The sequence below is a fragment of the Faecalibacterium sp. 7 genome (assembly GCF_049562865.1).
In the GTDB taxonomy this organism is placed as follows: domain Bacteria; phylum Bacillota; class Clostridia; order Oscillospirales; family Ruminococcaceae; genus Faecalibacterium; species Faecalibacterium wellingii.
Window position 1 is genome coordinate 346866 of the sequence record NZ_CP186911.1, and the last position, 26360, is coordinate 373225.

Here is a 26360-nt window from a genome sequence, read left to right on the forward strand (position 1 = left end):
TCTGTTTTTCACCATTCTGTTGTTTTTGTGTTGAAAATTCAGGCCTTGAGCCGTGCTTCAATGGCCGCTTTGTCCAGCCCTTCGCCAATGACGATGAGCACATCCTGTCCCTGCGGGATGGGGGCCAGCGTTTTTCCGGCGGCGGTGGCGTTCAGTTCCAGCCAGCCGGTCTGCCCGCCCGGGTCCGGCGCAAAGCCCTTCACCCGCAGCACATGGCCGCAGGCCCTGTCCGCAAACAGGCGGTCTGCCGCAGCCTGCAGCTGCTGCAGTGTCAGGTGCTGTTCCAGAAAGCAGAGGGACGAAAAGGCTTTGTGCTCGTCAAAGTGCAGCTTTTCGCAGCTGGCCTGCCGGTATCCACAGGACGCAAGGGCGGCAAGGTCGGCTCCGGTGAGCTGCGCCCAGTCCTTTGTCAGGATCTCCTCCGGCGCAAAACGGCGGGAGCACTTGCAGCCTTCCAGCGCCCGGGTCAGGTGGGCCGCAGCGGCGGCCGTCTGGGCCTGCCCGGCCTGCCGGGTACGGCTGAGCAGCACCCGGCCCGCGTTGGCGGTCTCGGATGCCAGCAGATACTCTGCCTGCGGGGACAGGGTCTCGGGCAGCATGGCGTCCACAATGGCGATCACATTGCCCACCTGATACCAGCGGTCCAGCGGGTCGTCCCGCAGCACGTCAAAAAACTCGTCCACATCAAAGATGCCGCTGGGCTCCACCACCACCCGGTCGAACCCGCGCATGGCCATGGCAATGAGCTTGGTGCGCATCCGGCGCTGGTGGGTGTCGCAGTCGCACCCGCCGCTGATGGTCTCAAGGTCGCAGCGGGGGCCCAGAAGGTCCTGCACCAGCATCGCGTCCACATTCACGGCCCCAAAGTCGTTTTCCAGAATGCAGACGTTGTGGCCCTGTTCCACCAGATACCGGACATACCAGCGCAGAAAGGTGGTCTTTCCTGCCCCCAGAAAGCCGGTGATAAGGTCTACCTGTACCATGATAAAAAGCACCTCCCGTGCTGTTCTGTTTCAGTTGCCGACCGGGCATCAGCCGCAGTCCGAGCTATGGCTGTTTTCAATGATCTGCCGGGCAGCGGGCGCGATCCGGGTCGGGATGTTGGCGGGCTTTGCAAGGAAATAGCCCTGCAGGCCGTCCACGCCCAGCTCCAGCACCTTTTTCAGCTCCTCGGCCGTCTCCACGCCCTCGGCAATGATCTGCATGCTGCGCGGGTGGGCATAGGCCACGATGTTCTGCACGATCTGCTGTTTGTCGGGGTCGGTGTCGATGCCGCGGATGATGGTGAGATCCACCTTGATGAACCGGGGCGAAAGCTCCAGCAGGCTGCCCTCGTTGGAGTAGCCGCTGCCATAATCATCCAGCGCGAACATGCCGGAAAAACCCGGCGCATGGCGCTTTGTTTCCATTGCTTCCCGGTCGATTGCCTCTTCCTCGGTGATCTCGATCACCATCTGGCGGCGCAGCTCATGCCAGCGGCTGTCCATATACTCGCTGTCCTCCCGCGGCAGGGCAATGCTTGCAATGGAGTTGATGAACAGCAGCGCGTCCCTGCGCACAAGACCCTCGCTGCGCAGGTGGTCAAAGGTCTCCAGCGACTTGAAGAAGGTCAGCCGTTCGATCTCCTGCAGTGCCCCCTGCTCCCGCGCCAGCTTCATGATGGTGGCAGGCGAACGCAGTCTCTCCATATCGGAGCGCATCAGGGCTTCGTAGGCCATCACCCGGCCATCGTGGGCCGAGAAGATGGGCTGGAACACATAGTACACCCGTTCCTCGGTAAGCAGCTGCTGGAAGTCCCGCCGCAGCTGTGCGGTCTGGGCTTCCCTGCGGTAGCTTTCCATGCTGAACTCCTGCAGGCAGCCCTTGTGGGAGTGCTTGACCTGATACAGCGCAAAGTCGGCATATTTTTTCAGGGTCTCCATGTCCCGGCTGTCCTCCGGGTACCATGCCATGCCGCCCGAGATGCTGATGCGCAGTTCGCTGCCGCCGGGCAGCACCGCCACGCTCTTCTGCATGGCGTCGCTCAGGATGTGCACCTTTTCCCGGATCTGCTCCCGGTTAGGATAACCGTAGAACAGCAGCATGAACTCATCGCCGGACAGGCGGGCCACCACCGTGCCAGCGGGGGTGTTCTCTGCCAGACAGAGGCCGGTGCGGTGGATGTACTGGTCGCCCCAGTCGTGGCCGTAGGTGTCGTTGATGTGCTTGAGGTTGTCCAGATCCTCATCATCAGCAGGGCTGCGGTGCCCAGCTGCTGCGGGTCCTCAAACAGCTCCCCGCACACCCGCTGGAAGGCCTGACGGTTGTACAGACCGGTGAGGATATCGTAGTCCCGTTCGTGCTCGATGCGCAGGCGCTCCAGCGTGGCGATGGTGACATCCTCGGCCAGACCCACCTGCACGTTCCAGTCTTTGGTGACGCGCAGCAGAACGTAGCGGGTCTGGCCATCCTTGCGGATGGTCAGCAGCTTGTCTCCCCTTTCCGTGGTGGTGCAGGGGCGGGAAAGCTGGATCCGGGTCAGCGTCTCCTCAAAGCGGCGCACGCTCAGGAAGCGGTCCGCGGGCTGGGGTTCGCCCAGCAGGGAAAAAAAGTTATCGGTAACATACACGCTGCCGGTGTCGAACCGCAGCTCATAGCCGCCCAGCTCCACACTGGCCATATCCATGATGCGCAGAAACTTTGTGGAGTTGTTCAGCAGCTCGCTGTTCAGGCTGGTCAGTGCATCAGCCAGACGATCCAGCTCCCGGATCTTTGTATGGGACAGCTCCGGGAACTTCTTTTTCTCCTGCCCGTCCACCACCTCGTGATACAGCAGCTCCACCGGGCGGGCCAGCTTGCGGGCGGTCAGCAGGCTGCTCAGAATGCCCAGCACCAGCGTACCCACCACCACAGCTGTGAGCACATTCCGGACATTCTGCGCAAAGGCGAACAGCGTCTTGCTGTTCACCGCGCCGATCAGCAGCCAGTGCTCATCGGAGAAGGGCGCGTTGCGGCTGTACAGGAAGATGGGCATTGCCACCGCGTAGTAATCCCGTTTGTGCAGGTTCAGCCAGCAGCCGTCTGCCCGCCTCTCGCAGCGCATCATGCTTTCCGGCGCTTCCAGTGCATAGCTATCCTGACTGGACGTGACCAACTTGCTGACCACGAATTCCTCGGCGTCCTCGTCCGCAGTGGTGGACACCAGAAAATACGCGCCTCTTTTCTCGTTCTGCAGCTCTTCATAGGGCATTTTTTCCTGCACATAGCTGGTGAGCAGCTCCACGCCCACCACGCCGTACACCGTGCCGTCCGGCAGGATCAGCGGCTGGGAGTAGGCAATGGCCGAACGGTCATCGTCCGAGATCGTGTATGCGCTGGTGGTCCAGCGGCCGTAATATTCCTCGCTCAGGCGGGCATTGTCCTCATAGGCCCGCAGGAACGGCTCCTTGAAAAAGCCCCGGCCCTTCAGGCCATAGTAGCGCAGGACAGGCTGCCAGCTTTTATCGGTGGTGATGCCCAGCGCCTTGACCACTGCCGCGCTGCCGCGCTCGATCAGCAGGTCGGCATTCTCCTCCGAGGGGCGGGCGTCCGGGTCCAGATCCGCAGATAGATGCCGGGCACACCGCTGCCCACATCCAGAAGGCGCAGATCCTCGGTGTTCAGCACCACAAAAATACCGGTGACGGACCGTGCGCGCAGGGTGTTGACCAGCTCCGGTGCAATGGCGGCAAGCAGCGCGCTGCTCTGTTCACTGTCGGTGTTCAGGGCATCCAGATCCAGACGGCCCGTGTTCACCATGGAAAGGGTGGCCCGGTCGATGTAGTCCGAGAGATCGGTCAGGTCCTGTGCATTCTGCATCAGGTCCTGCATGTAACCGACGCGGTTGCGCACCTGCATGGCAAGCATGTCCTTTGCGATCTGGTTCAGCCTGCCGCCCACATTGGTGACGCAGATGCTGATCACGAGCAGCAGGACCTCTGCCACCAGTACCAGCATCATCGCCCCGAAAATGGTGCGGAAGATCGGTTGCGTCTTTTCTCCGCGCCGGGGCGTCTGTGTGCCCTGCGCTGCCCGCCTGTGCAGCATCATTCCTCACCTCTTTCTCTCCGTATGTCCTGCGCAGCTCAGCCCTCGTACTGTGCAAGCTTTGCGCAGATGTCCTGATACCATGCCTCAAAATACTCGTCGGTCAAAAACTCGGCCTCTGCCTCGGCGGCGCTCCGGCCCTCGGCGATGCGCTGGACTACCGTCTCGCGGTCCGCTGCGGCAAGGTCGCTCAGGCCGTATTCCAGCACCTTGCGGGCACTGTTGCTGCCTGCAAAGGCGTGGGGCGTATACAGACGATTCCCGTTCACCGTATCCACCGCAACTGCCAGCGTCTGCTGCATGTTATCGTCCAGAGTCAGGCCGCTGGCAAGGATCTCCTGCATATCGTTGGCCTTCCGGGTGACAGGCAGATAGCCCGAGCCCACCGAGAAGGCAATGTTGTTCTCTGCCCGGACGAACCATTTGAGGAACTCCACCGAGGCCTCGACCTCCTCCTCTTTGGCTGCTGTCACCACCATGCCGGCACCCTGCTGCACCGCTACCGCCTCGCCGCCTTCAAACTGCGGGGCGGGCAGTGTCTTCAGGCTGATCTCATGGCTCTCGTTGGCGTCGTTCGTCACCCTGGCGGGGAAGAAGGTGGCGCTGGAACTGGAGCCCACGTAGGCCAGCACATTGCCGGTCTTGATATCATCGCTGCGGAAACGGCCGGTGGCGGCAAACCAGCCCCTGACAAAGGGAACATAGTAGTTGTCCCACAGCCTGCGGGCCACATCGCGCTCAAAGTTGACGGTCATTCTGCCGTCCTTTACTGCAAAGATGGTGTCGCCCAGCTGCTGTGCGCCCACCAGCATATAGTTTGCCATGGCATCACGGCCGAACAGCGCCTTGCCGTCATCCGGCGCGGCGGTCTGGGCATCGGTCCAGTTGTAGTATTTTTCTGCAGCGGCCGTCAGCCCCTCCATGGTGGCAAGGTTCTCGTATCGGACACCGGCGGCATCGGCAAAGGCCTGCCAGTCGGTATCATTAAGGAACAGCAGCTCGGTGGATTTTGCCACCGGGAAAATCTTGATGCTGCCGTCCTCCCCGAAGTCGCCCTCCGAGAGGTAGCCTTCCACGAACTGAGCCTTTTCCTCCTCGGTCAGGCAGGGGGCAAGGTCCACCACCATGCCCATCTGGTCCAGCGCATAGGCGGTATCGGCGTAGGCCGAGAAGATATTGGGCATGGCGGCAGCGCCCACCTTGCCCTCGGCAGAGTCCATCACACTGGTTTCCAGATCGTTGACGCTGCCCTGACTCTCGGTGGACACCTTGATGCCCTTTTGGGCACCGACGGTCTCGTTGAACTGGTTCACAAGGCTGGTAAAGCTTTCCAGCTGGTCGCCATTGTAATAGGTCCACACCATGATATTGGTCACTTTGGCGGGCACTTCTGGCCCGGCACTGCCGCCGCAGCCGGCGCAGCCCAGTGCCAGTGCCGCCGCGCACAGTCCACACAGCAGCGACTTGATATGGTTTTTCATTGGTTTTCTCCCTCCGGGTGCTGCACGGCAGGCTTGCCCGCCCGTGTCCAGTTTACACCTAGTTTATCATACCATCATTTTCCGCTGGCGTAAACAGAAACGCGCAAAAAACACCCACAGCGCAGAGAGAAAGGCCCCGACCGGCCGGAAAAACCGGCTTTTGGGCAGCACAAAGGGCCGTCCCCCGCATTCGGAGACGGCCCTTTGCTTTATGATAACCCTGCCTTTTGGGAGAAACGCATCAGCCCTTCAGTTCCAGCAGTGCATCGCCCTGCTTCACGGTACCGGAGGCTTTGGGGGTGACCGCTGCATACTCGTCGGTGTTGCAGACGATCAGCGGCGTGGTGACGGGATAGCCCTCGGCCTTGATGGCCTCGATGTCAAAGCGGATCAGCGGCTGGCCCTTGCGCACCTTGTCGCCCTCATTGACGAGGTAGGTGAAGTGCTTTCCGCCCAGCTTGACGGTGTCGATGCCAATGTGCATCAGCAGCTCCGCGCCGTCAACGGTGGTCATGCCAACCGCGTGGTGGGTGTCGAAGGTGGAAGAGATCTCGCCGTCGGCAGGAGCCACCAGCTCACCCACCGCAGGCTCGATGGCAATGCCGTCGCCCAGCGCACCGCTGGCAAAGGCTTCGTCCTTCACCTCGGCCAGCGGGACAACGGTGCCGGTGAGGCAGGCTGCAAGCACGGTATCCTTTGCGGCTGCTGCCGGGGCTGCGGGGGCAGCTGCCGGGGCGGGTGCTGCGGGCGCTGCCGGGGTCTTGGGCGCATTTTCCAGATAATCCTCCAGCTTTGCTTTGATGACTGCCACCTTGGGGCCGTACACCACCTGAACGCCATTGCCCTTGCAGATGACGCCGGAGGCGCCGGAGGCCTTGAGCACATCCTGCCGGACCAGCGCAGCATCCTTGACGGTGCAGCGCAGGCGGGTGGCGCAACAGTCCACGTCGGACAGGTTGTCGGTGCCGCCCAGACCTTCCACGATCAGGGCGCTGACCGGGTCATCCCCTGCGGGGGCGTTGCTGCCGGAAGCGGCGCTGCGGGCGTTCACGTCCGCACGGGTGTACAGCTTGACCTCCTCCGCATCGTCGCGGCCCGGGGTCTTGTAGTCAAACTTGGAGATCATGAAGCGGAAGATCAGGTAGTACAGCACAAAATACACTGCACCCACAACGACCACCCAGATCCAGTGGGTCTTGGCGTTGCCCTGCATCGCGCCGAACAGCACCAGATCGATCAGACCGCCGGAGAAGGTCATGCCCACGCCCACGTTCAGGATGTGCATGAGCATGAAGGACAGGCCCGCCAGCACGCAGTGCACGGCGTACATGGGCAGTGCCACAAAGATGAAGGTGAACTCCAGCGGCTCGGTGATGCCGGTGAGGAAGGCGGTCAGGGCTGCAGAAAGCAGCAGGCCGCCTGCCGCCTTTTTCTTTTCCGGCTTTGCGCAGTGGTACATTGCCAGCGCAGCGCCGGGCAGGCCAAACATCATAAAGGGGAACTTACCGGCCATGAAGCGGGTGGCACTGACCGAGAACACAGTAGTGGACTTGGAGGCCAGCTCTGCAAAGAAGATGTTCTGGGCACCGGTCACGGTGACACCGTCGATGATGGCGGTGCCGCCCACAGCGGTCTGCCAGAACGGCATGTAGAACACATGGTGCAGGCCAAAGGGGATCAGTGCGCGCTCCAGCAGGCCGTAGATAAAGGTGCCTGCATAGCCGGAAGCCAGCACCAGTGCGCCCAGCGCAGCAATGCCGCTTTGCACCACCGGCCAGATGTAGAACATGGCGATGCCGACCACCAGATACACGATGGAGCTGATGATGGGCACAAAGCGGGTGCCGCCGAAGAAGGCCAGCACCTGCGGCAGCTCGATCTTATAGAACTTGTTGTGCAGGGCTGCCACGCCCAGACCGACCACGATGCCGCCGAACACGCCCATCTGCAGGGTGGTGATGCCCAGCATGGTGGTGGTGGAGTTGGCAGGCATTGCGTCCACGCCGCCTGCGGCGTTGATCATGGCCTGAATGGCCGTGTTCATGATGATATAGGCCACCGCACCGGACAGGGCGGCCACCTCTTTTTCCTTGCGGGCCATGCCGATGGCCACGCCCATGGCGAACAGCAGGGCCAGGTTGTTGAACACGGCGCTGCCGGTCTGGCTCATCACGTCCAGAATGGTGTAGATCAGGGTACCGGGGTGGATGACGCTGTTCAGGCCATAGGCCGCCAGCATGGTCTCGTTGGTGAACGAGCTGCCGATGCCCAGCAGCAGGCCCGCCACGGGCAGCAGTGCAATGGGCAGCATAAAGCTGCGTCCGACACGCTGCAGCACGCCAAAGATCTTGTCTTTCATCTTCAATTCTCCTTTTTCCAAATTCGTATCCAGCAAATATATCCACACGCAGGCGCGGCCTGCGGAGAATCAGAGGTACGGCGGTGCGGCAGGCGACCGGCTTACTTTCCCATCCGGATGCGCTTCAGGTGGATGGTGAGGAACACCAGCTCCTCGTCCGAAAGCTCCTTGTTCCATGTGTTGCGCACGTAATCCGCTAGGCAGCAGGCACATTTATAATGTTCGCTGCAGTTCCGTGCGATCAGCGCCCGGAACATCTCATCGTGGGCATCGTTCTCGCTCTCCTGTTTGCCCTGAAACACCCGCTGCGCAAAAAAGCGCAGATGTACCGTGAAGCGGCTGAAATCCAGCGCATCCCGGTCAAAATGGCAGCCGTAGAAGCACTCCACCACCTGCACGCAGCCGTCCACAAAGCGGGTGACGTCGTTCACCACGCTCATGGTGGTGTTCAGCTCCGCATTGACGATGTGCAGGGCGATGAAGCCGCCCTCGTCGTCCGAGAGGTCTGCTTTGCAGCGCTGGCGGATGATGGCCAGACAGTCCATGCCGAGGCGGTACTCCTGCGGATAGAACTCCCGGATCGGTGCCATGAGCGGGTTGGAGAAGCGGATGCCCTGCTCACTGCGCTGGATGGCAAAGCTGATGTGGTCGGCCAGCGTGATGAGCAGGCTCTCGTTCAGCGGGTAGTTCACCCGGCTGCGGATCATTGCCACTAGTTCATCGGTGAGCAGCAGATGCTCATAGGGGATCTGTTCCAGCAGCTCCACCAGCTTCTGCTGCACGGCAGGGCTGGTCATGCGGTAACTGCGCTCCACCTTTCCGGCGTCCAGCTTGTACCCCGGCTTTGCGCCAAAGCCCAGCCCGCGCCCGGTAACGATCAGCTCGCAGCCGGTGGGGTCCACCACCCGCAGGATGTTGTTGTTGATCGGTTTTTTGACGGTATATTGCATCGTTTCTCCTCCTCAGGCCGAAAAAGGCAATAAAAAAAGACCACTCCTGACACAGCAAATAACACCGAAGGCTGAAACACGCTTTCGGCTTGTGCTGTGCAGAGTTGGTCTAGCCCGCCAAACGGTAACAATCCAACGACGCTGCTCACGTACGATTTTCTTTTGATCTGGCCCAAAGCGGCCCGCCGCATGAATGCAGACCGGCTCTGTGCTTTTTTAAAATAGCATATTTTTTGCAGGGCGTCAAGGCGGAAATGGCCTTCCGGTCCCGTTTTATCAGGCTGTCCAAATTCAGGTGATATTTTACAGCAGAATGACGAATAAAGAGAAGCCCCACCCCGTTTTTCCACCGTTTATCCCGCTCCTGTGGAAAAGCCCATGATTCTCCTTCCGAAAAAGCAAAACAAAAAAGCATCCTGAAACTTCAGGATGCTTGGTGGTTGCGGGGGCCGGATTTGAACCAACGACCTTCGGGTTATGAGCCCGACGAGCTACCAGACTGCTCCACCCCGCGATATTTACTTTGTGCTCTCAGCGGCTCTCGCTGACTGCTCAAGTATAATACCACACAGCGGGATGGATGTCAACCCTTTTCTGAAAAAATTTTCTGGTTTCCTTCCGGGCCTGCTCACTTTCTCTTTTTGCGCCACACTGCGACGCCGCCAGCCACCGCCGCCGCGATGACCACCACCGGCCATGCGCCTGCAAGGAAGACAGCCAGCTGCTGCACGCCCTGTGCAAAGTTCTGCCAGCCGCTGGCAAATGCGTCGGCCATGCGGGAGACAAAGCTCTCGCTGGGCGGCGAGTAGGTCTTTACCTCGCTCAGGCTCACGCAGACGGTGCACTGCTCCACCTGATTGCTGTACCAGTCCATCTGGCTCTGCCAGCTCTCGATCTGGCTCTGCACCTCGGTCAGACTGGACTCGATCTCCAGCAGGTCGGAAAGGGTCTCGGCCTGCTGCTGCAGCTGCTGCAGACGGGTGCGCTGGACCTTGAGGTTCTCAAGCCGGGCCTCCACGTCCATGTACTGGGCGGTCACATCGTCGGCCTGCTGGTTTTTGTAGGTCACGTTGCCGGCTTCGGCCACAGCCGCAAGAAAGCTGGCGTAGTTCTCCTGCGGCACCCGGAAGGTCAGGCTGACGCTGCGGCTGTCCTCGGTGCCGGAGTATTCGCTGCTGGACTCCATGTAGCCGCCCGCTTCGGCAGCCGCCGCATCCAGCGCGGCGCGGGCCGCGTCGTAGTCCTTGCTTTCCAGACTGAGGTTCGCGGTGTAGATGATCTTTGCGTGGTCGGTGCTGTGGGCCGCTGCCGCCGCGTCGTCCTCCGAATAAGCAGCGGTGCCGTTGTCTGCGCCGCTTTCCAGTGACAGGCTGTTCAGGCTGTAATCGGCGGCCATGGGGCTGTCCATAGCGGCGCGGTCCACGCCGCCTGCCGCCATCGCGGCCGCAGTGCTGTCCGCCGAATAATAGGCCGCCGGGCTGCTGCTCTTTGCACCAAGGCCGATCATGCCGGTGGCAAAGGCACCGTAGCCCACCGCGCACACCGCCAGACAGGCCGCCAGTGTGCCCACCCGCTTTACAGGAAAGTGGACAGGCTTTTTCCGCTGCACCGGTGCAGGCCGGGCCGGTGCCGGGGTCTTCATCATGGGCTGGTTCTTTTCCTCTTCGGTCAGCTGGTCGGTCATGGCCAGCAGCTTTGCTTTCAGGTCCTCCGGTGCACAGAGATCGTCCGTCTCCATCTTATACTCATACCACCTCATCCTCGATCTCCTCCTTCAGCATCGTATGTAACTGTGCTCTTGCGCGCCGCAGCCAGCTCAGCACCGTGTTGGACGGTGCACCCAGCATCCGCCCGATCTCCGCCGCCGTGTAGCCCTCATAATAATGAAGGTAGATGGCGTTGCGGTAGTTTTCCGGCAGGGCGCGCACCGCATCCAGCACGCTGCCGTCCGCAAACTCATCCGGTGCGGGCAGGTTCTCGTCCAGCTCCGTGTCCTTCTGGTGCGCTGCACGGGTCAGGTCCCGGCAGCGGTTGATGGCTACCCGCAGCAGCCATGCTTTGAGGTGCTCCTCACTCTCAAAGGTGCCGTTGTAATGCAGGAGTTTTTCGTAGACATCCTGCACCACATCCTCGGCATCGGCCGCGCATCGGCTGTTGTGCATGGCAGCACGGTAGACAGCATCGCTGTACTTCTGCACTGCCAGCGTGAATACTTCATTTCTGGTCAGCTGTCCCATCATTCAAGCTCTCCTTTTACGCCTGTACAGGGCTGTGGAATCCGTATTCCACGGGGACATTCACCCTATACACGGCTGAACGCCCCCGAAGATTGCATTGCTGGAAAATTTTATGAAAAACTGCGCACACAGGCCGTTTGTGCGCATTCGTATGCGATAGTATACCATGAAACCGCAAAAAACAAAAGGGTTGCAAAAGGCCTTTTGGTTAAGAATCGTCTCCGCTTTGCCAACTCACCCGCCGGCGCGGATGCTCCCCATAGGGAACCAGCGTCCGCAAATGCAGTTTGCCCTTGCCGCCTCTCCCGTGAAAATGCAATAGCAGACGGCCCGCAGGCCGTCTGCTATTGCTGAATTAAAAATAATATTACATTAAATATTGTCCGGGCTGCGGCGGCCATTCAGATCCTTCTCTCACCGACGGTAGACCCTTTGCAGCAGCGCCACCCGCCCGGCCAGAAAGGTATCCGCCTTCGGGTGATGCAGCCAGTGCTTGTGCTGTGCCGTATGCACCAGCTTCCGGCCCAGCGCTGCGGGGTCGGCATCGATGAGCTCCACATCCTGCATGGTCAGCTGCAGCGCCAGCGCCGCAGGCGCATCCGGCACAGGCGGCAGCGGGTCCTCCCACACAAAGGGCGGCAGCAGCTGCACCGCCACGGTGGTGCGGGTGCACTCCCCGGTGAGCAGCAGCGCCGCAGGCGCGCCGTCCGGTGCCACATGCAGGGTGCTGTACAGCAGCTGCAGATTGCCCGGGGCCAGAAGACGGGTATCCCCTTCCCGCTCCGTGGGCGACAGGGTCAGATACTCCCGCGCTTCGTCCGGTTTCGATCCACCGCGCCGGTGCCTGCACGCGGGCATACAGCGCCGGCAGGGCAAAGCTGCCCGCCGCATCCAGTGCGTGCTGCAAAAGCAGATAGAACTCGGTCAGCGGGCAGGCCGGGTCGGGCTGCGGCATCCCGAAATCGGGGCGCGATACGTGTCCTCCACCCATAGGGGACCTCCTTGTTTTTCTTGACAAGCCGTATAAAACAGGCTATACTATCAATAGAAAAGGTGCTGCCCGCAAGGGTCAGCTCTCTTCGGCTAAGTAGTCAATAAGAATGACCGCTCAGTGTTTGCGAGACTGTGGGCGGTCATTTCTTATTGTTATGGATCTCCTTGAAGATTGCCCATGCGATCTGAAATGTAATTCCGACTGTCCCGCCGATGACGACGAACAGCTGAAGAACGTCTTCTAACTTCATGAGGCATCCCCCCTTTCGCGTTTGCGTCCGGGGGAACCGAGCAATAAGGTTTCACAGCCCCCGGACACTTGCCGGAGGAAGTCAGACCACCTTTTTATGCAGACAACACCCGCCGCCGTTTCAGGCGGCATTTTTATTTTAGCACACTCTCCACCGTATTACAATCAGGCTCCGGATTGTAAACCTCCTGCAAACTTTATTGTTGACCATCTGTCCCCCGCTGCGCTATACTCGGGCACAGATGCCTTGTAAATTTTTAACAGAGGGGAATTTCAATCTATGAAAAACAAAAAACTGACCACCTATCAGATGTCCGTCACTGCACTGATGGCCGCCGCAATGTGCGTGCTGGGCCCGCTGACGGTGCCCATCGGGGCCGTGCCCATCTCGCTGGCAAACTTTGTCATCTGCCTGACTGCATGGCTGCTGGGGCCCAAGTTCGGCACCCTGAGCGTGGCGGTGTATCTGCTCATCGGTCTGGTGGGCGTGCCGGTGTTCTCCGGCTACGGCGCAGGCATTGCCAAGCTGGCAGGCCCCACCGGCGGCTATCTGGTGGGCTATCTGCTGCTGGCCTTCATCGGCGGTCTGTTCATCGAAAAGAGCAAGGGCCAGCCCGTAGTCTCCGGCATCGGCCTTGTGCTGGGCGATGCCGCCTGCTATGTGCTGGGCACTGCATGGTTCGTGTTCCAGATGCAGTGTGAGCTGAGCTATGCGCTGTCGGTTTGCGTGTATCCCTTCATTGCGCTGGACCTTGCCAAGATCGTGGTGAGCTGCGTCGTGGGTGCACTGCTGCGCAAGCGTCTGGAGCAGGCCGGTGTGCTGAAACTGCAGAGTGCAGTTTCAGAATGATGTGCCTGCGGCAATGATGTGCTGCGCAATGATGTTTGTGCCGGGCGCAAAATGATGTGCCGCTGCGCGGCAATGCCGGAGACGGGAGCATTCAAAATGCCCTCCGCGATGCTCTGGGCATCCTCAGCGGAAAAACTTTTCAGCAGAGCAAGGGGCTGTTGCAAAATATCGAGGGCGAAAGACGTTGAAAACTTCAGCAAAGAGCACCTGAAGCAGCCCAAAAGTTGAAAAACGCATCATAGATCCAGAGAAAAAAGTACAGCAAAGCTGAGCATCTGCGAAAAAACAGGTGCTCAGCTTTTTGCATTTTCAGTTCCGAAAAATTCTTTTGGCAAAAAGAGAGAGGGCTGGACGGTGCCAGCCCTCTTGACAAGGTTTTTTCATTCCATCACAGCTTTGATTGCAGCAAGCTGCTCTTTCAGGTCACCGTCTACACCCAGTGATTTCTCCTGGATTATTTGTGGGATGTACAGATTGCCCTTGTAAAAGGTGATATAAAACGCATCCGGTTCCGTGAGCCAACGCCAAACTCCAGAATCAACAGCTTTTTGTTGCAACGGTGTACAAAGGGAACATAATAAAAAACTTAATAATGGACTGCCAATCTTACACAAAGTACCGCCCAAACGAGACTACGGGCGGTATTTTTGTATCATGGCGGAGAAAGGAGGAACTTCCCACGGGGGCTTGACTGAAAAGTTGAGCCCCTTTTTTCATGCCAAAAAACAGGAGGCAAATGCTTATGGCAGATGATAAAACCACAAAAACGACGGAACAGCCGGTAACAGATAGCGGGCCGGGCAAGGAAACGCCTCCCGCTCCCCCCAAAGAGCCGAAGAAGGTTTCCGTTTCCCCGGAGCCGGAAAAAAAGACGGAACCGGAGGTAAAGAACCCACAGGTTTCTGTCTATAACTTCGCTGAAATTATGAAGGAAAAGAAAGTCGAGGAACGGGCGGCAGCTCCCAGCGGGGAAAAGCCTGTCCCGGCAAAAACGGAAAAACCGGAAAAGCAGCCGGAGGCTCCGAAGAAAGCGGAGGAAAAACCCAAAGAGCCGGAACAGCCGAAGCGCCGGGGCCGTCCCCCGAAGGCAGATAAGGACAAGGACGCAGCCCCGAAGCCCAAAGCTCCCGCACAGAAACCGGAAAAGGCGGTCAAAAAGGAACCGGAGAAAAAAACGGCTCCAACGGTGCAGACTGCTCCCACTCCGAAGGTACCCGAAAAGCCGAAGGATGCACCACGCCGGGGCAAGGAGCAGATCGTCTATATCAAGCTGAACGAGCTCTACGCCTTCAAGAACCATCCCTTTGAAGTCCGGGATGATGAAGAAATGCGGGCTATGGTGTCCAGCGTTAAGGACAAGGGCGTGACCCAGCCCGCTATTGTTCGTCCCCGTGAGGATGGCGGCTATGAGATCGTGTCCGGCCACCGCCGCCAGAAAGCCAGCGAGCTTGCCGGGTATGCGGATATGCCCTGTATCGTCCGAAACCTGACAGACGATGAAGCCATCACACAGATGGTTGAGGACAATCTCAACCAGCGTGAAGAAATCCTACCCAGTGAGCGGGCCAAAGCCTTGAAAATGCAGCTTGAGGCTATCAAGCACCAGGGCTCCCGCACTTCGGGCCAGATTGACCCGAAGGACGCTGGCAAACGCTCCAACGAGATCGTGGCCGAGCGCAATAAGATGGCGGTCAAGCAGGTGCAGCGGTATATCCGTCTCAATGAGCTGGTTCCAGACCTGATGAAGCTGATGGATGAAAAAAAGCTGGGTTTTACTACGGCGGTGGAGCTTTCCTATATCGGCAAGAAGAACCAGAACTATATCGCCGTCGCCATTGACAGCCAGCAGTCCTCGCCTTCACAGGCGCAGGCAAAGCGTATGCGTGAGTTGGACGAAAAGAAGCTACTCAACGGGGATGTGATCGACGGCATTATGATGGAGGACAAAAAGGAGGTAGACAAAGTGATTTTGACAGGTGCGGAACTGAGCAAGTATTTCGGCAAGGAAACTACGCCGAGGGAAATGAAGGACCAGATCATCAAGCTGCTGGACGACTGGAAGGGCCAGCAGAAGGAACACGAAAAGCCGGAGAAGAAAAACGAACAGGAAAAGTAAGCCGAAACTTCGGGTCAACATGGCCCGAGGGTTGCGGGGCTCTGCCCCGCGCCCCGAAGCTCTGGAGATATAAATTATTCCCCGTCGCCAGTTATTCCGTAGCATAGCCGGGAAAATCAGTCAAGGGCAGCGCCGCCGCAGGCGGTGCCAGAGGCACCCTTGACGGATTTCTCCCGGTTATGCTTTTTCCCGGTCAAGCGACGGGGATATAAATTCTCCAGAGCCGTTCCCCTTCCCGGGGGAAGGGGCGGAGGGGTTGGGCGATACCTTGCTTTTCCCTAAACCAAAACAGAAATGGAGGCTCAACCAATGAAACGACCTTTAGCGTACCTGACCGCCGCATGGAGCGGCGAGCCGGATGTTGATATGGAGCTGGCGGCCCACTACTGCCGCCTTGCTTATGAGGCGGGCTTTTCCCCGATCTGCCCGCTCTTGTATCTGCCGCTGTTTTTGAATGACAGCGTTCCCGAGGAACACAAGGCCGGGATTGATATGCGCCGGGATATGCTGCGGCGCTCCCACACCCTGATCGTCTGCGGCAGCGTTGTGGACGAGGATGTAAAAAACGATATTGCGGTTGCCGGGCGGCTGGGCATTGCGGCGACAACGCTGGAAGGGGTGCTTGCCGTGAAGGGACACGGCACCCCGGGCTATGCCGGACATTAAGCTGGGGAGCCTTTTTGACGGGATCGGCGTGTTCCCTCTGGCTGCTTCCCGGTGCGGTATCCGTCCGGTATGGGCCAGCGAGATTGAAAAAGCGCCCATCTCCATAACCAAAAGGCACTTTCCCGATATGGCGCATTTGGGAGATATTACGAAGGTGGACGGCGGGAAAATCCCGCCGGTCCATGTGATAACCTTCGGCTCTCCCTGTCAGAACCTTTCTCTGATCGGCAACCGCTCCGGCCTTGCCGGGGCAAAATCAAGCCTGTTCTATCAGGCGTTTCGTATCATACAGGAAATGAGGGATGCTACTGATAACCTATATCCAGCTATCGCTGTTTGGGAAAACGTCATGGGAGCGTTTTCTACAAATGACCGGATGGACTTTAGAGCCGTCCTATCCGCCTTCTCGGACACCGAAGTTCCAATGCCTCCTTCGGGAAGATGGGGAAACGCCGGAATGGTGCGAGGGGGAACGCCTGATGTGTGCTGGCGGCTCATGGACGCCCAGTATTGGGCAGGCTCCCGAAGGCTGGCACGAAGGCAGCGGATTTTCGTCGTGGCGGATTTTGGAGGCAGATGTGCCGCAGACATACTATTTAAGCCCCGTCCAATGCTCCCACTTCCTCCGCCTTGCGGAGAGGGCGGGCGGGCCGCCGCCGAAGGAGATCGAACAGCTTCTTTTGAAACAGGGCGGCAGATACCAGTCATCCACCCATTTCAGTGCTTCCGTATGCGGGGAGCGGCAAAAAGGCAGGAAGAAACGGCCTTCCGAAACAGCTTCGGATTACCAACTGACCCTTTTCCCACTCTTTTAGCCAGTGATGTAACGCCTTTTGCCTTCTGGTATGAGGGCGACCCGGAGGGCGGCTGTATCCGTTTTCTGACGGAAACAGAAAGCGAACGGCTGATGGGGCTGCCAGAGGGCTGGACAAAGTACGGGGCGGACGGCGTGGAGATTCGGCCTCTGCAACGCTACAAGGCGCTGGGAAATGCGATTGCCCTCCCTTGCGCCGATTACATTATGGCCGGGATTTATGAGGTGCTGGCTGACCGGGCCGGAAAGGAGGAATGAGCCCATGTTTGAAGCCTATATAACCAATACAGCCCTATACCCCTTAATGGGGATTGAGGTAGGGACAACGGTACATTTCCCCATGACGACACAGGAGTTGCAGGCCGCCCTTGCCAAAATCGGGATAGACGGAAAACGGTACAGCGAAGTGTTCTTTACCAGCTTTGACAGTGATGTGCTGGGGCTCTACGATCATCTCTACGAATGTGAGAACATCGACGAGCTGAACGAGCTGGGCCACGCCCTGCTGGAAGTACGGGATAAGGGCGGACTGGAAACCTTTGAAGCCGCTCTTGTCTTAGGAAACCACACAAGGAGCGTGAAGGATTTGATAAACCTGACGCAGAACCTTGACCTTTACCGCTTTTACCCGGATATTTCCGATGATGAAGAGCTGGGCCGTCTTTACGCCGACGAGCTTGGGACTATCGACATACCGGAGCACATTCAGAACTACTTCGATTATGAAGCATATGGGCGGGATGTGCGTATCAACGAGGGCGGCGTATTCGCTCCCGGTGGGTATGTGTCGGCAGTCCCGGAGGGCTTCAAGGAGTATTACCACGGGCCGCAGGACATTCCGCCGGAACACCGGATATTTGCCTATCCTGAAAAGGCCGAGCCTGTCCACTCCATTCTCGCTGCACTCAAACGGTTTCAAGAAGCCCCGCCCGCTCCGAAAAAGGACAAGGCGGAGCCTTCCCATGAAGAACGGTAAGACTTCGGGCCAGCATGGCCCGAAGCATGAAGGAGGTGCATACCATCAACTATTACCCTATCAATGAAGGAGCCGCCCGTCGGGCAAAGGAAATGAACAGCTTTTCCGACTACAAGGAAGGGAGCGCAACGGCGGAATACCGGGCAATGGTGGACAAGGCCGCCGCCATAGCGGAACAGCAGAAATCCCGGGTGGACCCCATACGCAAAGAAATATCACCCGGAGCAGTACAATGGGACAAAGTTCTCCAATCCGTACCTGTGGGGGACCTCCTCCGTAAGAACAATTTTAGGTCGGCAGGAATATCTGGGACACACTGTTTTACGAAAATCTGTAAGCACAAATTTCAAACTTCACAAGAGAAAAGAAACAGATGAAGATGAACAGTACGTTTTCCAGAACACGCATGAACCGATTATATCGCAAGAACTTTGGGATAGTGTTCAGAAACGCAGAAGCCGAGTGAATCGTGCTTCTGCTTGGGGAACGCACACCAACCGTTTAAGCGGGTATCTGTATTGTGCCGACTGCGGCAGAAGATTGACCTTGCAAACACACTACAGTAAAAAGGATGGGTCTACTCAATATTCTTATCGTTGTGGTGGATATGCAAGTCGGGTGAATGGCTGTACTGCCCATTCAATCAGTGCCGATAATGTTGAAGCCCTGATATTGGCATCGGTCAAACGCTTTTCGAGATTTGTTCTAAAAGATGAAGAAACCTTCGCTTTGGAACTGCAATCACTTTGGAAAGAGAAACGTGAAGAAAAGCCGAAGCAGAACCAATCGGAATTGAAACGTTGTCAAAAACGCTATGATGAGCTTTCTGCCCTTATTCGTAGTCTGTACGAAAATCTTATGTCTGGACTATTGCCCGAACGACAGTACAAGCAGCTGATGGCACAGTATGATAGCGAGCAGGCAGAATTGGAATCGAAGATGGAAACGATGAAATCCGAAATTGCCGAAGGTAAATCAAGTTCTGCTGATATTCGGCATTTCATTTCGCTGATTCGCAAGTGCAAAAATCCAACAGAAATCTCCGATTCAATGTTTAACGAACTTGTCGATAAAATCGTTGTTTATGAAGCCGAGGGTGCAGGCAATGCCCGCACACAAAAGGTTGACATTTATTTCAACTATATCGGCCAAGTCGATATTGCTTATACCGAGGAAGAACTTGCCGAACTGAAAGCGCAGAAGGAGCAGGAAGAACGGCAGCGCATGGAAAAGCAGCGCAAACGTGAAAAAGCCTATCGAGAAAAGCGAAAAGCAAAGAAAATCGCTAAAAACGGTGGCGAGATCATTAAAACCAAAACGTGTCCGCACTGCGGGAAGGTGTTTACACCTACGAGCAACCGACAGCTTTTCTGCTCAAGGGAATGCTGGAATCAGGCAAGACTGGAGCAAAAGAAAGCGGATAGAGAAGCCGAGAGAGGAACTCACTACTACCGGCAGCGCACCTGTGCCGTGTGCGGTCACTCCTACTGGCCTACACACAGCCAGCAGGAATTTTGTTCCGATGAGTGCAGGAGAGTCAACCACAACAAGAAAACCTTGGAATTCTATCACAAGAAAAAAGGAAATCCAAAACCTGACCCAGAAGCAGTCCCAACGCCGAAACCAAAGGAGGATAATGCAGCATGACTACCTTAAAGAACACGCTCCATGACAGCAACAACGGTCTGGACTACACCCTTGTCAATGACCACTATCTGCCGAACCTGACCGCAGCAGCCTCGGCAGAGCAGCACCCCACCGGGCGGTGGGGCCGCTTACATAAAAGGTATCTGAAAGAACATCATCCCATCCGGTACAATCAACTGCTCCTGTCCGGGGAGCTGGGGAGCTACCTTGCCAAGCTGGACAAACAGTCCGAAGAGCAGCTTGCATTGACCGTCCGGCAGATGCAGGAAGCTGAGGGCGTGACCGAAGCACTGAAAGCCGCCGATCAACTGGAATGGGTGCGCCGAATGAACAGCATCCGCAACCGTGCCGAGGAAATCATCAAGTCTGAGCTGATTTTTGTATAAGGAGGTGCCCACGATGGCTGTGCTGAAATGGATGCTGAAACTTGCCCTTTTTCCGCTGCTTCTGCTGCTGATTCTGGCGCAGTGGGTGGGCATCTTCCTCACGACCTTCTCCACGATCCTGACGAATCTGCTGGCGGGACTGTTCTTTTTCGTGGCGCTTGCAAGCTGGGTCATGAAGCTGGCAGACGGCGGCGAAGTCCTGAAAATGCTGATTACCGCATTTGTGGTTTTCGTCCTGCCTTACATAGCGATAGCTGCTATCGCAAAAATCTCCTTTTTCGCTGATGAACTCCGGGATTTTCTCCAATCCTGAGTTCAAGACCGCCCTGCACAACGCACGGCGGTCTTTTTGCTACATCGGGTCTGCACAGGGCAGACCCTTTTTTATACGGAGGAACAAGCCTATGAAACTGACGTTTGAAGAAAAGATGCTGCTCTACACCTATGGCTGCGCCGATCTGGAGCTGACCCGCAAGCGGCTGTACGGAGTTGCCGGGCTGACGGTTGACCCCGACCAGAACAGGCTGGTATATGACTTCTGCCGGAAGTTGGAGGACAAAACGCTGGCAGACTGGTACGACCAGATGTTCTACTTCGTCCGTTCCGAGATGGAGTGCTACACCAATATGCGGCTCCTGATGCAGGACATCGAGGAGGACGAGGACTGGGAACCGACCATCTTTGACGAATCCGAGGAGGGAGAACTGATTGACGATGTTTAAGCTGGAAACCATGATCTACGCCAGCGAGGATGGGACAAGCAGCGTATTTACGCTGAATCCCGCCTTGCAGAAACAGCTTGCCGCCCTTGCTACACAGCACCCGGAGGTGTGCCAGAGAAAGGCAAGGGGCGAAGCCGGTGGGGTGACGTATCAGGTCAGGGGTGCTGCGCTGGCTATCCAGCCTGTGCGGGCATCCTGAAAGCGATAACCGATCTGCTATGGTAGAATAAAGAACAACGGGCAAAGCGTCAGGAGGGATGCTTTGCCCGTTTTACATAGAACGATGAAATTCACTTTTAGCAGAAAGGGGCGATTTATTGGGGAATTTATATGGCTATATCCGGGTCAGCACCCGTGACCAGAACGAGGACTGACAGTTGATTGCACTGCGGGAACTGAAAATCCCGGAGAAAAATATTTTTATGGACAAGCAGTCCGGTAAGGACTTCAACCGTCCGCAGTACAAGCGGCTGGTGCGGAAATCAAAAAAAGACGATCTGCTTTATATCAAAAGCATCGACCGTCTGGGGAGAAACTATGAAGAAATATTGGAGCAGTGGCGCATCATCACAAAGGAAAAAGCGGCGGCAATCGTCGTTCTGGATATGCTGCTGCTGGATACCAGAAAAAACCGTGATCTGACAGGTACACTGATTGCGGACATCGTCTTGCAGCTTCTTTCATATGTCGCACAGACCGAGCGCGAGTTCATCCGTCAGCGGCAGGCTGAAGGCATTGCCGCCGCAAAATTACGAGGTGTTCAGTTCGGTCGAAAGCCAAAAGAAAAGCCGCCGGAGTATCCGACGGTTCTGGAAGCGTGGCGCAGAAAGGAGCTGTCGGCAAGAGCGGCAGCCGTAAGGCTCGGCGTCACACACAAGACGTTTCAAAAATGGGCAGAATAGGACACACTCCGCTAAAAAAGTACAGGTTGCTCCCCATGGTTGACTTTTCATGCGTTCCGGTTATATGTGTCGTAAAACGTTGCATTTACACTGTTCATGTGGTAAACTTTTCTTGATAAATATTAAAAAAATGATCTTGGTGACTGGCTACGAGCCTGTACCATGGTATCCATTTGGAGAAATAACTGCTCGAAATACACCTTGAGTTGGAAGAGAGGAAATGTGCATGAACCTAACCGGCTATCCGTCCATCGACAAGCCCTGGCTGAAATACTATTCCGAAGAGGCGCTGTGCGCCGAATTGCCCACAGGGTCTATGTTTGACTACGTCTTTCAGAGAAACGCAGAGCATCCAAGCGATATCGCGCTGATCTATTACGGAAATAAGATCAGCTATCGAGCTCTTTTTGAGAAGATCAACCGGTGCGCAAGTAGCTTTACGCATCTTGGGGTTAAGAAGGGTGATGTTGTTACCATACAGGCTATTGCTGTCCCGCAGCTTGTTGCCGTGCTCTATGCGCTGAACAAGCTGGGAGCCTGCTGCAATATGCTGATGCCGGATGCCCGCGCAGCGGACGTAGCGCGCGTTATGGAAAGAACACAATCAAAGCTTTTTGTCGTGGTGGACAATCTTCTTTCTACATATGAAACGGAGTTCAGCGATTCGTTTGATAAGCCAATCCTGCTCATCAATGTTGCGGAAGAGATGGGCTTTCCGGCCAGACTGCTTGCGAAAAAGAAAGCTGCATACAAGCAGCAAAATAGCAGCCTTTCCACACTCACTTGGAAAAAGTTCCTCGCACTTCCGGCAAGCGAATATACGCCGAATCACGATTCCGATGTGCCTGCCTTTATGGTGCGGACGGGCGGCACGACCGGCATTTCAAAGGAAGTGGTTCTTACCAGCCGAAACTTCAATTCCGTTGCAGAAGCGACATTTTACACGGATATGTGCCACGGATGGAACAGGCAGCACACCAGCGTTAATCTGCTGCCGCCGTTTATTGCATTTGGAATCGGTAGTTCGCTGCACCATCCTCTTAGTTTTGGAATTACCTCCGTCATTGAGCTTGATATCTCCCCGCAGTCAGTTGGCAAGCTGTTCACAAAATACCATCCCAACTATCTCATTGCGGGAACTGTTCAAGCGGAACAGATGATGAAAGACCTTCGGTTGTTAAAAATTGATATGAGTCCGCTTGAGCTGGCGGCAATCGGCGGCGAGACAATGAGCAAAAAGTTCGAGCAGGAGTATAACACCTTCCTCAAAGAACATAACTGCAAAGTGCACCTTACTAAAGGGTACGGATTGACAGAGACATCTGCGACCGTTATTGCAGAAACGATCTATGCCAATGAAGCAGGCTCTGTGGGAATCCCGATTCCATTCTGCAACGTTAAAGCCGTTGATATTGATTCTGGGGAAGAACTGCCGTACAACAACGAGGGTGAAATCTATATCTCGTCACCCGGATTGATGCGGGAATATTACAAGAACCCTGCCGCGACGGACGAGGTGATCGTAGAGCAGGACGGAGTGCGGTGGCTGCGCACCGGAGATGTAGGATCAATCTCTCAGGACGGGCTTCTGACTATCACGGGCAGAATCAAGCGCATGATTGTCTGCTTTGAAAATGACATTTATCACAAGGTGTTCCCTAAACTGCTGGAGGAAAAGCTGGAGACAGTAGACGGTGTTTCTGAGGTCGCAATCGTTGGCGTTGCAGACGAAGCATCCGCAAATCATCTGGTCGCGTTTATCGTTCCTGAGCACGGCTGTGATGAGGCTGCACTGAAAGAGCGCGTAGAGGGATTCTCTGCCGCCAACTTTGAAACCTATGAACAGGTACATGAGATTTACATCACTGAGGCTCTTCCGAGAACATTGATCGGCAAAGTGGATTTCCGTGCACTGGAGCGCAAGGCGGCAGAAAACGCTGATTGTAGAGAAAAGTTGGATTTTATAACCGGTCAGTAAAACTAAGTTGTTTGCATAACTGCAGCCTGTTTTCAGGCGGCAGTTCGAAAAAAAAAACGCGTTTTTTAGTTTCTTTAATGAATGCTTGCTTCTGATTTTGAATGGATACTATGGTCAACTTTCGTATCCAACCTGCGTCTGATTCGGCGCTGTATTCAAAAATAGTGGAGCAAGAAAATGGAAGAAAAGAAGCTGACGGGCTATCCGTCCATTGATAAACCTTGGCAGAGATATTATTCCGAGGAGGCTATCCATGCCCCGTTGCCGGAAGGGGCTATGTATGACTACATGACCGCTTGCAATGTGGGACGATTAGATGAGCCTGCGCTCAATTACTTCGGACGGAAAATCACCCACCGGCAGTTGCAGACGGAGATCGACCGCTGCGCCCGTACGTTGATAGCTTGCGGCATAAAGGCGGGCGACGTTGTGAGCCTGTGCCTGCTGGCAATCCCAGAGGCGGTGTATCTGCTGTACGCGGTCAACAAGCTTGGTGCAGTGGCGAACTTCCTTGTGCTGAACGCCACGCCGCAGGAGCTGCACGAACAGATCATCGCGGCGAAGAGCAAGGTCGTAATCACAGTAGACCTCATGGAATAGCTTCATGGAAGCCGGGAAGAATGTCGATGCAGGTATGCGATATGCACGTTTTATTGACAGTCAAGTGAAGGCATTAAAAAAGAAAGATGCCATTCGCACAAAATGAGAATCAGACCATAATTTAACCCCATGAAAAGCAGCTCGGACGCAATGTTTGAGCTGCTTTTTTCATCTGGAATGTACAAACAAGGAGCGTGATGCCATTGACCCAACCCAAAACCGACCTTGCCTACCTCCGCAACGAAAAATCCAAAGCAGAGCAGAAGCTGCGCTCTTGCCAGCACCGAGAGAAGATTCTTGAACGCCAGATGTCAGAGCTGAACCGAAAAGAGCGCGTGCATCGTCTTTGCACTCGTGCTGGAATGCTGGAAAGTTTTCTGATCTGTCCGGGAGAACTGACCGACAATCAGGTGATGGAGCTTCTGAAAATCTCGTTCCGTCAACCGGAAGTCGTGCTGGCACTTGCAAAGATGGTGCATGATGTTCACGAACGCAGCAACGTCCAAAACCCTTTAGAATAAAGGGCGCAATTATACACCGTTCCGGTGAAATTGCGGTCTTGCAGACGGCTCGATGAAATCGAAGCTGGCGTTTGTGCGCCAGCCCGATTCCATCCCAAGGAAAACTGCATTTTCCTTGCGCTGCTTTGCAGCTATCCTTTTGCGGCTCCCGCCCAAGACCGAAGTGCACGGCACTCCGGTCCAAGGCGGCGAGCACAACCGAATACGATTCCAGACCGTTCACAAGAGCAATCTTGCTGGGCGGTCTTTTTGTTTGGGGGTGATGCCTATTCCGTGTCCGCATTTCAAAATTACCATCGTCAAGCGCAGCCAAGGACAGTCCGCTGTTGCCGGGGCCGCTTACCAGAGCGGCGAACGGCTGTTCAGCGAGTACGACCAGAAAACAAAATTCTACAACAAGAAGAAAGAACTTGTTCATGCTGAGATCATGCTACCGTCCCATGCGCCGCCCGGATTTGCAGACCGGACAACGCTCTGGAACGCTGTGGAAGCCGTGGAGAACCAATGGAACTCCCAGCTTGCCCGGCGTATCGTGCTGGCGTTCCCGGTGGAGGTGCCGAAGGAACAGTATCTTTCCATGCTCAAAGAATTTTGCAACGAGCAGTTTGTTTCCAAAGGCATGATTGCTGACTTTGCCATCCACGACAAGGGAGATGGAAACCCACACGCCCACATTCTGCTGACGCTCCGAGCGATGGACGAACACGGCAGGTGGCTTCCAAAAGCCCGAAAGGTTTACGACCTTGACGAGAACGGCGAGCGCATCCAGCTTCCTTCTGGGAACTGGAAGTGCCACAAGGAAAACACCGTGGACTGGAACGACCAGAAGTACGCTGAGGTCTGGCGGCATAGCTGGGAAACCATTACCAACCGCTATCTGGAAGCCGCTGGCAGACCGGAACGTGTTGACCTGCGCTCCTTTGAGCGGCAGGGCATCCAGCAGATACCGACTGTGCATCTCGGCCCCGCCGCACACCAGATGGAAAAGCGTGGCATCGAAACTTTTCTCGGAAACCTGAACCGAGATATTCGAGCCGCCAACAGCCTGATGCAGTCCATCCGCAGCGCCATCCGTGGGCTGCAACGCTGGATTGCAGACCTGAACGAAAAGAAGCAGCTTCTTCTGGACGCTCTGGAAAAGGCGAAAGAACCCACGCTGTCCGACCTGCTGGTGGACTACTTCAATCTCCGCAATGAGCAGCGCAGCGATTGGTCTGGCAAGGCAAAACTGAAATGCACTGTTCGGGACTTTGAGGAAGTCAAACGGGCGGTGGACTATCTGAAAGCCCATTTTCTGAACACCATTGAGGATTTGAACCAAGCCATTGACAGCTTAAACCAGACCGCTGCTCCTCTCCGCGGACAGTTGAAGCAGAACGAAAACCGTATGCGCGCAATCGCTCAGATCAAGGACGCCGCTGCCGTCCATGCCAAGCTGAAACCCGTCCATGATACCTTTATAAAGAAGAACTTTAAGCTGACCAAGGACGCTTACGCCGCCCAGCACAAGGACGAACTGGACGCATTCAACAAAGCTGTCCGCACCCTGATGAAGCTGAACGGCAGCACAGCGGTGGATTTTTCGGCATTGGATGCCGAATTTTCTGCGCTGCAATCCAGCAGCGCAGAGCTGCGCACCCAACTGGAAACCTTGCAGCCGGACATCTCTGCACTGAAAAATATCCGCAAGTATATCGACATGGTGCTGAATAAGCAGCAGCTTTCTGCACCGGGCGGCAAGACCCCGGAGAAGGAATCGGTGCTGAAAAAGCTGGAAGAAGCCAAGGCAGCACAATCCCAGAAGAAAACCGAGCAGAAAAATCACACACAGGAGCTTTAAGGAGGAA

General features: G+C 56.2%; 24 protein-coding genes, 1 tRNA gene and 2 pseudogenes. 17 read left to right on the top strand and 10 right to left on the bottom strand.

Annotated features, from left to right (window positions below):
* Positions 1 to 38 precede the first annotated feature (38 nt).
* The 10 genes from ACKXF7_RS01850 to ACKXF7_RS01895 all read right to left on the bottom strand — a co-directional run bounded on the left by ACKXF7_RS01850 (position 39) and on the right by ACKXF7_RS01895 (position 11950).
* Positions 39 to 983, bottom strand: coding sequence for a GTP-binding protein (locus ACKXF7_RS01850; RefSeq protein WP_423741975.1), 945 nt, complete (start codon positions 981 to 983; stop codon positions 39 to 41).
* A gap of 48 nt (positions 984 to 1031) precedes the next feature.
* Positions 1032 to 2219, bottom strand: a complete 1188-nt coding sequence (locus tag ACKXF7_RS01855; protein ID WP_423742595.1) for an EAL domain-containing protein — start codon at positions 2217 to 2219, stop codon at positions 1032 to 1034.
* Between the two features lie 1312 nt (positions 2220 to 3531).
* Complete coding sequence (locus tag ACKXF7_RS01860) at positions 3532 to 4068, bottom strand: hypothetical protein (RefSeq protein ID WP_423741976.1); 537 nt, start codon at positions 4066 to 4068, stop codon at positions 3532 to 3534.
* Between the two features lie 35 nt (positions 4069 to 4103).
* Positions 4104 to 5546, bottom strand: coding sequence for an extracellular solute-binding protein (locus tag ACKXF7_RS01865; protein WP_423741977.1), 1443 nt, complete (start codon positions 5544 to 5546; stop codon positions 4104 to 4106).
* 241 nt (positions 5547 to 5787) lie between these two features.
* Complete coding sequence (locus ACKXF7_RS01870; RefSeq protein ID WP_249238034.1) at positions 5788 to 7905, bottom strand: PTS transporter subunit IIABC; 2118 nt, start codon at positions 7903 to 7905, stop codon at positions 5788 to 5790.
* Between the two features lie 101 nt (positions 7906 to 8006).
* Positions 8007 to 8855: a PRD domain-containing protein gene (locus ACKXF7_RS01875; RefSeq protein ID WP_249238033.1), complete on the bottom strand. Its 849-nt coding sequence runs from the start codon at positions 8853 to 8855 to the stop codon at positions 8007 to 8009.
* Between the two features lie 437 nt (positions 8856 to 9292).
* A tRNA-Met gene (locus ACKXF7_RS01880) sits at positions 9293 to 9369 on the bottom strand.
* A gap of 114 nt (positions 9370 to 9483) precedes the next feature.
* Positions 9484 to 10614, bottom strand: coding sequence for a DUF4349 domain-containing protein (locus ACKXF7_RS01885; protein ID WP_423741978.1), 1131 nt, complete (start codon positions 10612 to 10614; stop codon positions 9484 to 9486).
* Complete coding sequence (locus ACKXF7_RS01890) at positions 10601 to 11095, bottom strand: RNA polymerase sigma factor (protein WP_249238031.1); 495 nt, start codon at positions 11093 to 11095, stop codon at positions 10601 to 10603. The genes ACKXF7_RS01885 and ACKXF7_RS01890 overlap by 14 nt, the downstream gene beginning before the upstream one ends.
* Positions 11096 to 11506: 411 nt before the next feature.
* Positions 11507 to 11950 carry a hypothetical protein gene (locus tag ACKXF7_RS01895; protein ID WP_423741979.1) on the bottom strand — a complete coding sequence of 148 codons (444 nt, stop codon included), beginning with the start codon at positions 11948 to 11950 and terminating at the stop codon, positions 11507 to 11509.
* A 665-nt stretch (positions 11951 to 12615) separates the two neighbouring features.
* Here ACKXF7_RS01895 and ACKXF7_RS01900 point away from each other — a divergent pair.
* The 17 genes and pseudogenes from ACKXF7_RS01900 to mobQ all read left to right on the top strand — a co-directional run bounded on the left by ACKXF7_RS01900 (position 12616) and on the right by mobQ (position 26353).
* Positions 12616 to 13185: a biotin transporter BioY gene (locus tag ACKXF7_RS01900; protein ID WP_423741980.1), complete on the top strand. Its 570-nt coding sequence runs from the start codon at positions 12616 to 12618 to the stop codon at positions 13183 to 13185.
* 736 nt (positions 13186 to 13921) lie between these two features.
* Entirely contained in the window at positions 13922 to 15301 is a 1380-nt protein-coding gene (locus ACKXF7_RS01905) for a ParB/RepB/Spo0J family partition protein (RefSeq protein ID WP_423741981.1), read from the top strand.
* 309 nt (positions 15302 to 15610) lie between these two features.
* Positions 15611 to 15967 carry a hypothetical protein gene (locus tag ACKXF7_RS01910; protein WP_178105371.1) on the top strand — a complete coding sequence of 119 codons (357 nt, stop codon included), beginning with the start codon at positions 15611 to 15613 and terminating at the stop codon, positions 15965 to 15967.
* On the top strand, positions 15954 to 17039 hold the full coding sequence (locus ACKXF7_RS01915) for a DNA cytosine methyltransferase (RefSeq protein WP_156066605.1): 1086 nt from the start codon (positions 15954 to 15956) through the stop codon (positions 17037 to 17039). The genes ACKXF7_RS01910 and ACKXF7_RS01915 overlap by 14 nt, the downstream gene beginning before the upstream one ends.
* A gap of 4 nt (positions 17040 to 17043) precedes the next feature.
* A complete protein-coding gene (locus ACKXF7_RS01920; protein WP_423741982.1) occupies positions 17044 to 17757 on the top strand; it encodes an antirestriction protein ArdA in 714 nt (237 codons plus the stop codon).
* A gap of 14 nt (positions 17758 to 17771) precedes the next feature.
* A pseudogene (locus tag ACKXF7_RS01925) lies at positions 17772 to 17969 on the top strand (hypothetical protein); the annotation flags it as partial.
* 34 nt (positions 17970 to 18003) lie between these two features.
* Positions 18004 to 18207 (top strand): annotated as a pseudogene (locus tag ACKXF7_RS01930) (recombinase family protein); the annotation flags it as partial.
* A gap of 12 nt (positions 18208 to 18219) precedes the next feature.
* Entirely contained in the window at positions 18220 to 19404 is a 1185-nt protein-coding gene (locus ACKXF7_RS01935) for a DUF4368 domain-containing protein (protein ID WP_423741984.1), read from the top strand.
* On the top strand, positions 19401 to 19790 hold the full coding sequence (locus tag ACKXF7_RS01940) for a TnpV protein (RefSeq protein WP_423741985.1): 390 nt from the start codon (positions 19401 to 19403) through the stop codon (positions 19788 to 19790). Before ACKXF7_RS01935 ends, ACKXF7_RS01940 begins: the two co-directional genes overlap by 4 nt.
* A gap of 13 nt (positions 19791 to 19803) precedes the next feature.
* Positions 19804 to 20103 carry a hypothetical protein gene (locus tag ACKXF7_RS01945; protein WP_412289930.1) on the top strand — a complete coding sequence of 100 codons (300 nt, stop codon included), beginning with the start codon at positions 19804 to 19806 and terminating at the stop codon, positions 20101 to 20103.
* A gap of 91 nt (positions 20104 to 20194) precedes the next feature.
* A complete protein-coding gene (locus ACKXF7_RS01950; RefSeq protein WP_423741986.1) occupies positions 20195 to 20512 on the top strand; it encodes a hypothetical protein in 318 nt (105 codons plus the stop codon).
* The gene (locus tag ACKXF7_RS01955) at positions 20505 to 20711 is read left to right on the top strand and encodes a hypothetical protein (RefSeq protein ID WP_423742596.1); all 207 of its coding nucleotides are present in this window, start codon (positions 20505 to 20507) and stop codon (positions 20709 to 20711) included. Before ACKXF7_RS01950 ends, ACKXF7_RS01955 begins: the two co-directional genes overlap by 8 nt.
* 178 nt (positions 20712 to 20889) lie before the next feature.
* Positions 20890 to 21414, top strand: a complete 525-nt coding sequence (locus tag ACKXF7_RS01960) for a recombinase family protein (protein ID WP_423741987.1) — start codon at positions 20890 to 20892, stop codon at positions 21412 to 21414.
* Positions 21415 to 21640: 226 nt separating this feature from the next.
* Positions 21641 to 23392, top strand: a complete 1752-nt coding sequence (locus tag ACKXF7_RS01965) for a class I adenylate-forming enzyme family protein (RefSeq protein ID WP_423741988.1) — start codon at positions 21641 to 21643, stop codon at positions 23390 to 23392.
* 177 nt (positions 23393 to 23569) lie between these two features.
* A complete protein-coding gene (locus ACKXF7_RS01970; RefSeq protein WP_423741989.1) occupies positions 23570 to 23992 on the top strand; it encodes an AMP-binding protein in 423 nt (140 codons plus the stop codon).
* A 197-nt stretch (positions 23993 to 24189) separates the two neighbouring features.
* On the top strand, positions 24190 to 24513 hold the full coding sequence (locus tag ACKXF7_RS01975) for a DUF3847 domain-containing protein (RefSeq protein WP_423742597.1): 324 nt from the start codon (positions 24190 to 24192) through the stop codon (positions 24511 to 24513).
* 268 nt (positions 24514 to 24781) lie between these two features.
* On the top strand, positions 24782 to 26353 hold the full coding sequence (gene mobQ, locus ACKXF7_RS01980; RefSeq protein ID WP_423742598.1) for a MobQ family relaxase: 1572 nt from the start codon (positions 24782 to 24784) through the stop codon (positions 26351 to 26353).
* Positions 26354 to 26360 lie beyond the last annotated feature (7 nt).

Coding starts and splice junctions, on each gene's coding strand:
- ACKXF7_RS01915 (WP_156066605.1), top strand. CDS start 15,954: ATGCCGGACATTAAGCTGGGGAGCCTTTTTGACGGGATCGGCGTGTTC.
- ACKXF7_RS01875 (WP_249238033.1), bottom strand. CDS start 8,855: ATGCAATATACCGTCAAAAAACCGATCAACAACAACATCCTGCGGGTG.
- ACKXF7_RS01860 (WP_423741976.1), bottom strand. CDS start 4,068: ATGATGCTGCACAGGCGGGCAGCGCAGGGCACACAGACGCCCCGGCGC.
- ACKXF7_RS01870 (WP_249238034.1), bottom strand. CDS start 7,905: ATGAAAGACAAGATCTTTGGCGTGCTGCAGCGTGTCGGACGCAGCTTT.
- ACKXF7_RS01885 (WP_423741978.1), bottom strand. CDS start 10,614: ATGAGGTGGTATGAGTATAAGATGGAGACGGACGATCTCTGTGCACCG.
- ACKXF7_RS01910 (WP_178105371.1), top strand. CDS start 15,611: ATGAAACGACCTTTAGCGTACCTGACCGCCGCATGGAGCGGCGAGCCG.
- ACKXF7_RS01900 (WP_423741980.1), top strand. CDS start 12,616: ATGAAAAACAAAAAACTGACCACCTATCAGATGTCCGTCACTGCACTG.
- ACKXF7_RS01945 (WP_412289930.1), top strand. CDS start 19,804: ATGGCTGTGCTGAAATGGATGCTGAAACTTGCCCTTTTTCCGCTGCTT.
- ACKXF7_RS01865 (WP_423741977.1), bottom strand. CDS start 5,546: ATGAAAAACCATATCAAGTCGCTGCTGTGTGGACTGTGCGCGGCGGCA.
- ACKXF7_RS01920 (WP_423741982.1), top strand. CDS start 17,044: ATGTTTGAAGCCTATATAACCAATACAGCCCTATACCCCTTAATGGGG.
- ACKXF7_RS01905 (WP_423741981.1), top strand. CDS start 13,922: ATGCTTATGGCAGATGATAAAACCACAAAAACGACGGAACAGCCGGTA.
- ACKXF7_RS01965 (WP_423741988.1), top strand. CDS start 21,641: ATGAACCTAACCGGCTATCCGTCCATCGACAAGCCCTGGCTGAAATAC.
- ACKXF7_RS01850 (WP_423741975.1), bottom strand. CDS start 983: ATGGTACAGGTAGACCTTATCACCGGCTTTCTGGGGGCAGGAAAGACC.
- ACKXF7_RS01940 (WP_423741985.1), top strand. CDS start 19,401: ATGACTACCTTAAAGAACACGCTCCATGACAGCAACAACGGTCTGGAC.
- ACKXF7_RS01890 (WP_249238031.1), bottom strand. CDS start 11,095: ATGATGGGACAGCTGACCAGAAATGAAGTATTCACGCTGGCAGTGCAG.
- ACKXF7_RS01970 (WP_423741989.1), top strand. CDS start 23,570: ATGGAAGAAAAGAAGCTGACGGGCTATCCGTCCATTGATAAACCTTGG.
- ACKXF7_RS01975 (WP_423742597.1), top strand. CDS start 24,190: ATGCCATTGACCCAACCCAAAACCGACCTTGCCTACCTCCGCAACGAA.
- ACKXF7_RS01955 (WP_423742596.1), top strand. CDS start 20,505: ATGTTTAAGCTGGAAACCATGATCTACGCCAGCGAGGATGGGACAAGC.
- ACKXF7_RS01895 (WP_423741979.1), bottom strand. CDS start 11,950: ATGCCCGCGTGCAGGCACCGGCGCGGTGGATCGAAACCGGACGAAGCG.
- ACKXF7_RS01950 (WP_423741986.1), top strand. CDS start 20,195: ATGAAACTGACGTTTGAAGAAAAGATGCTGCTCTACACCTATGGCTGC.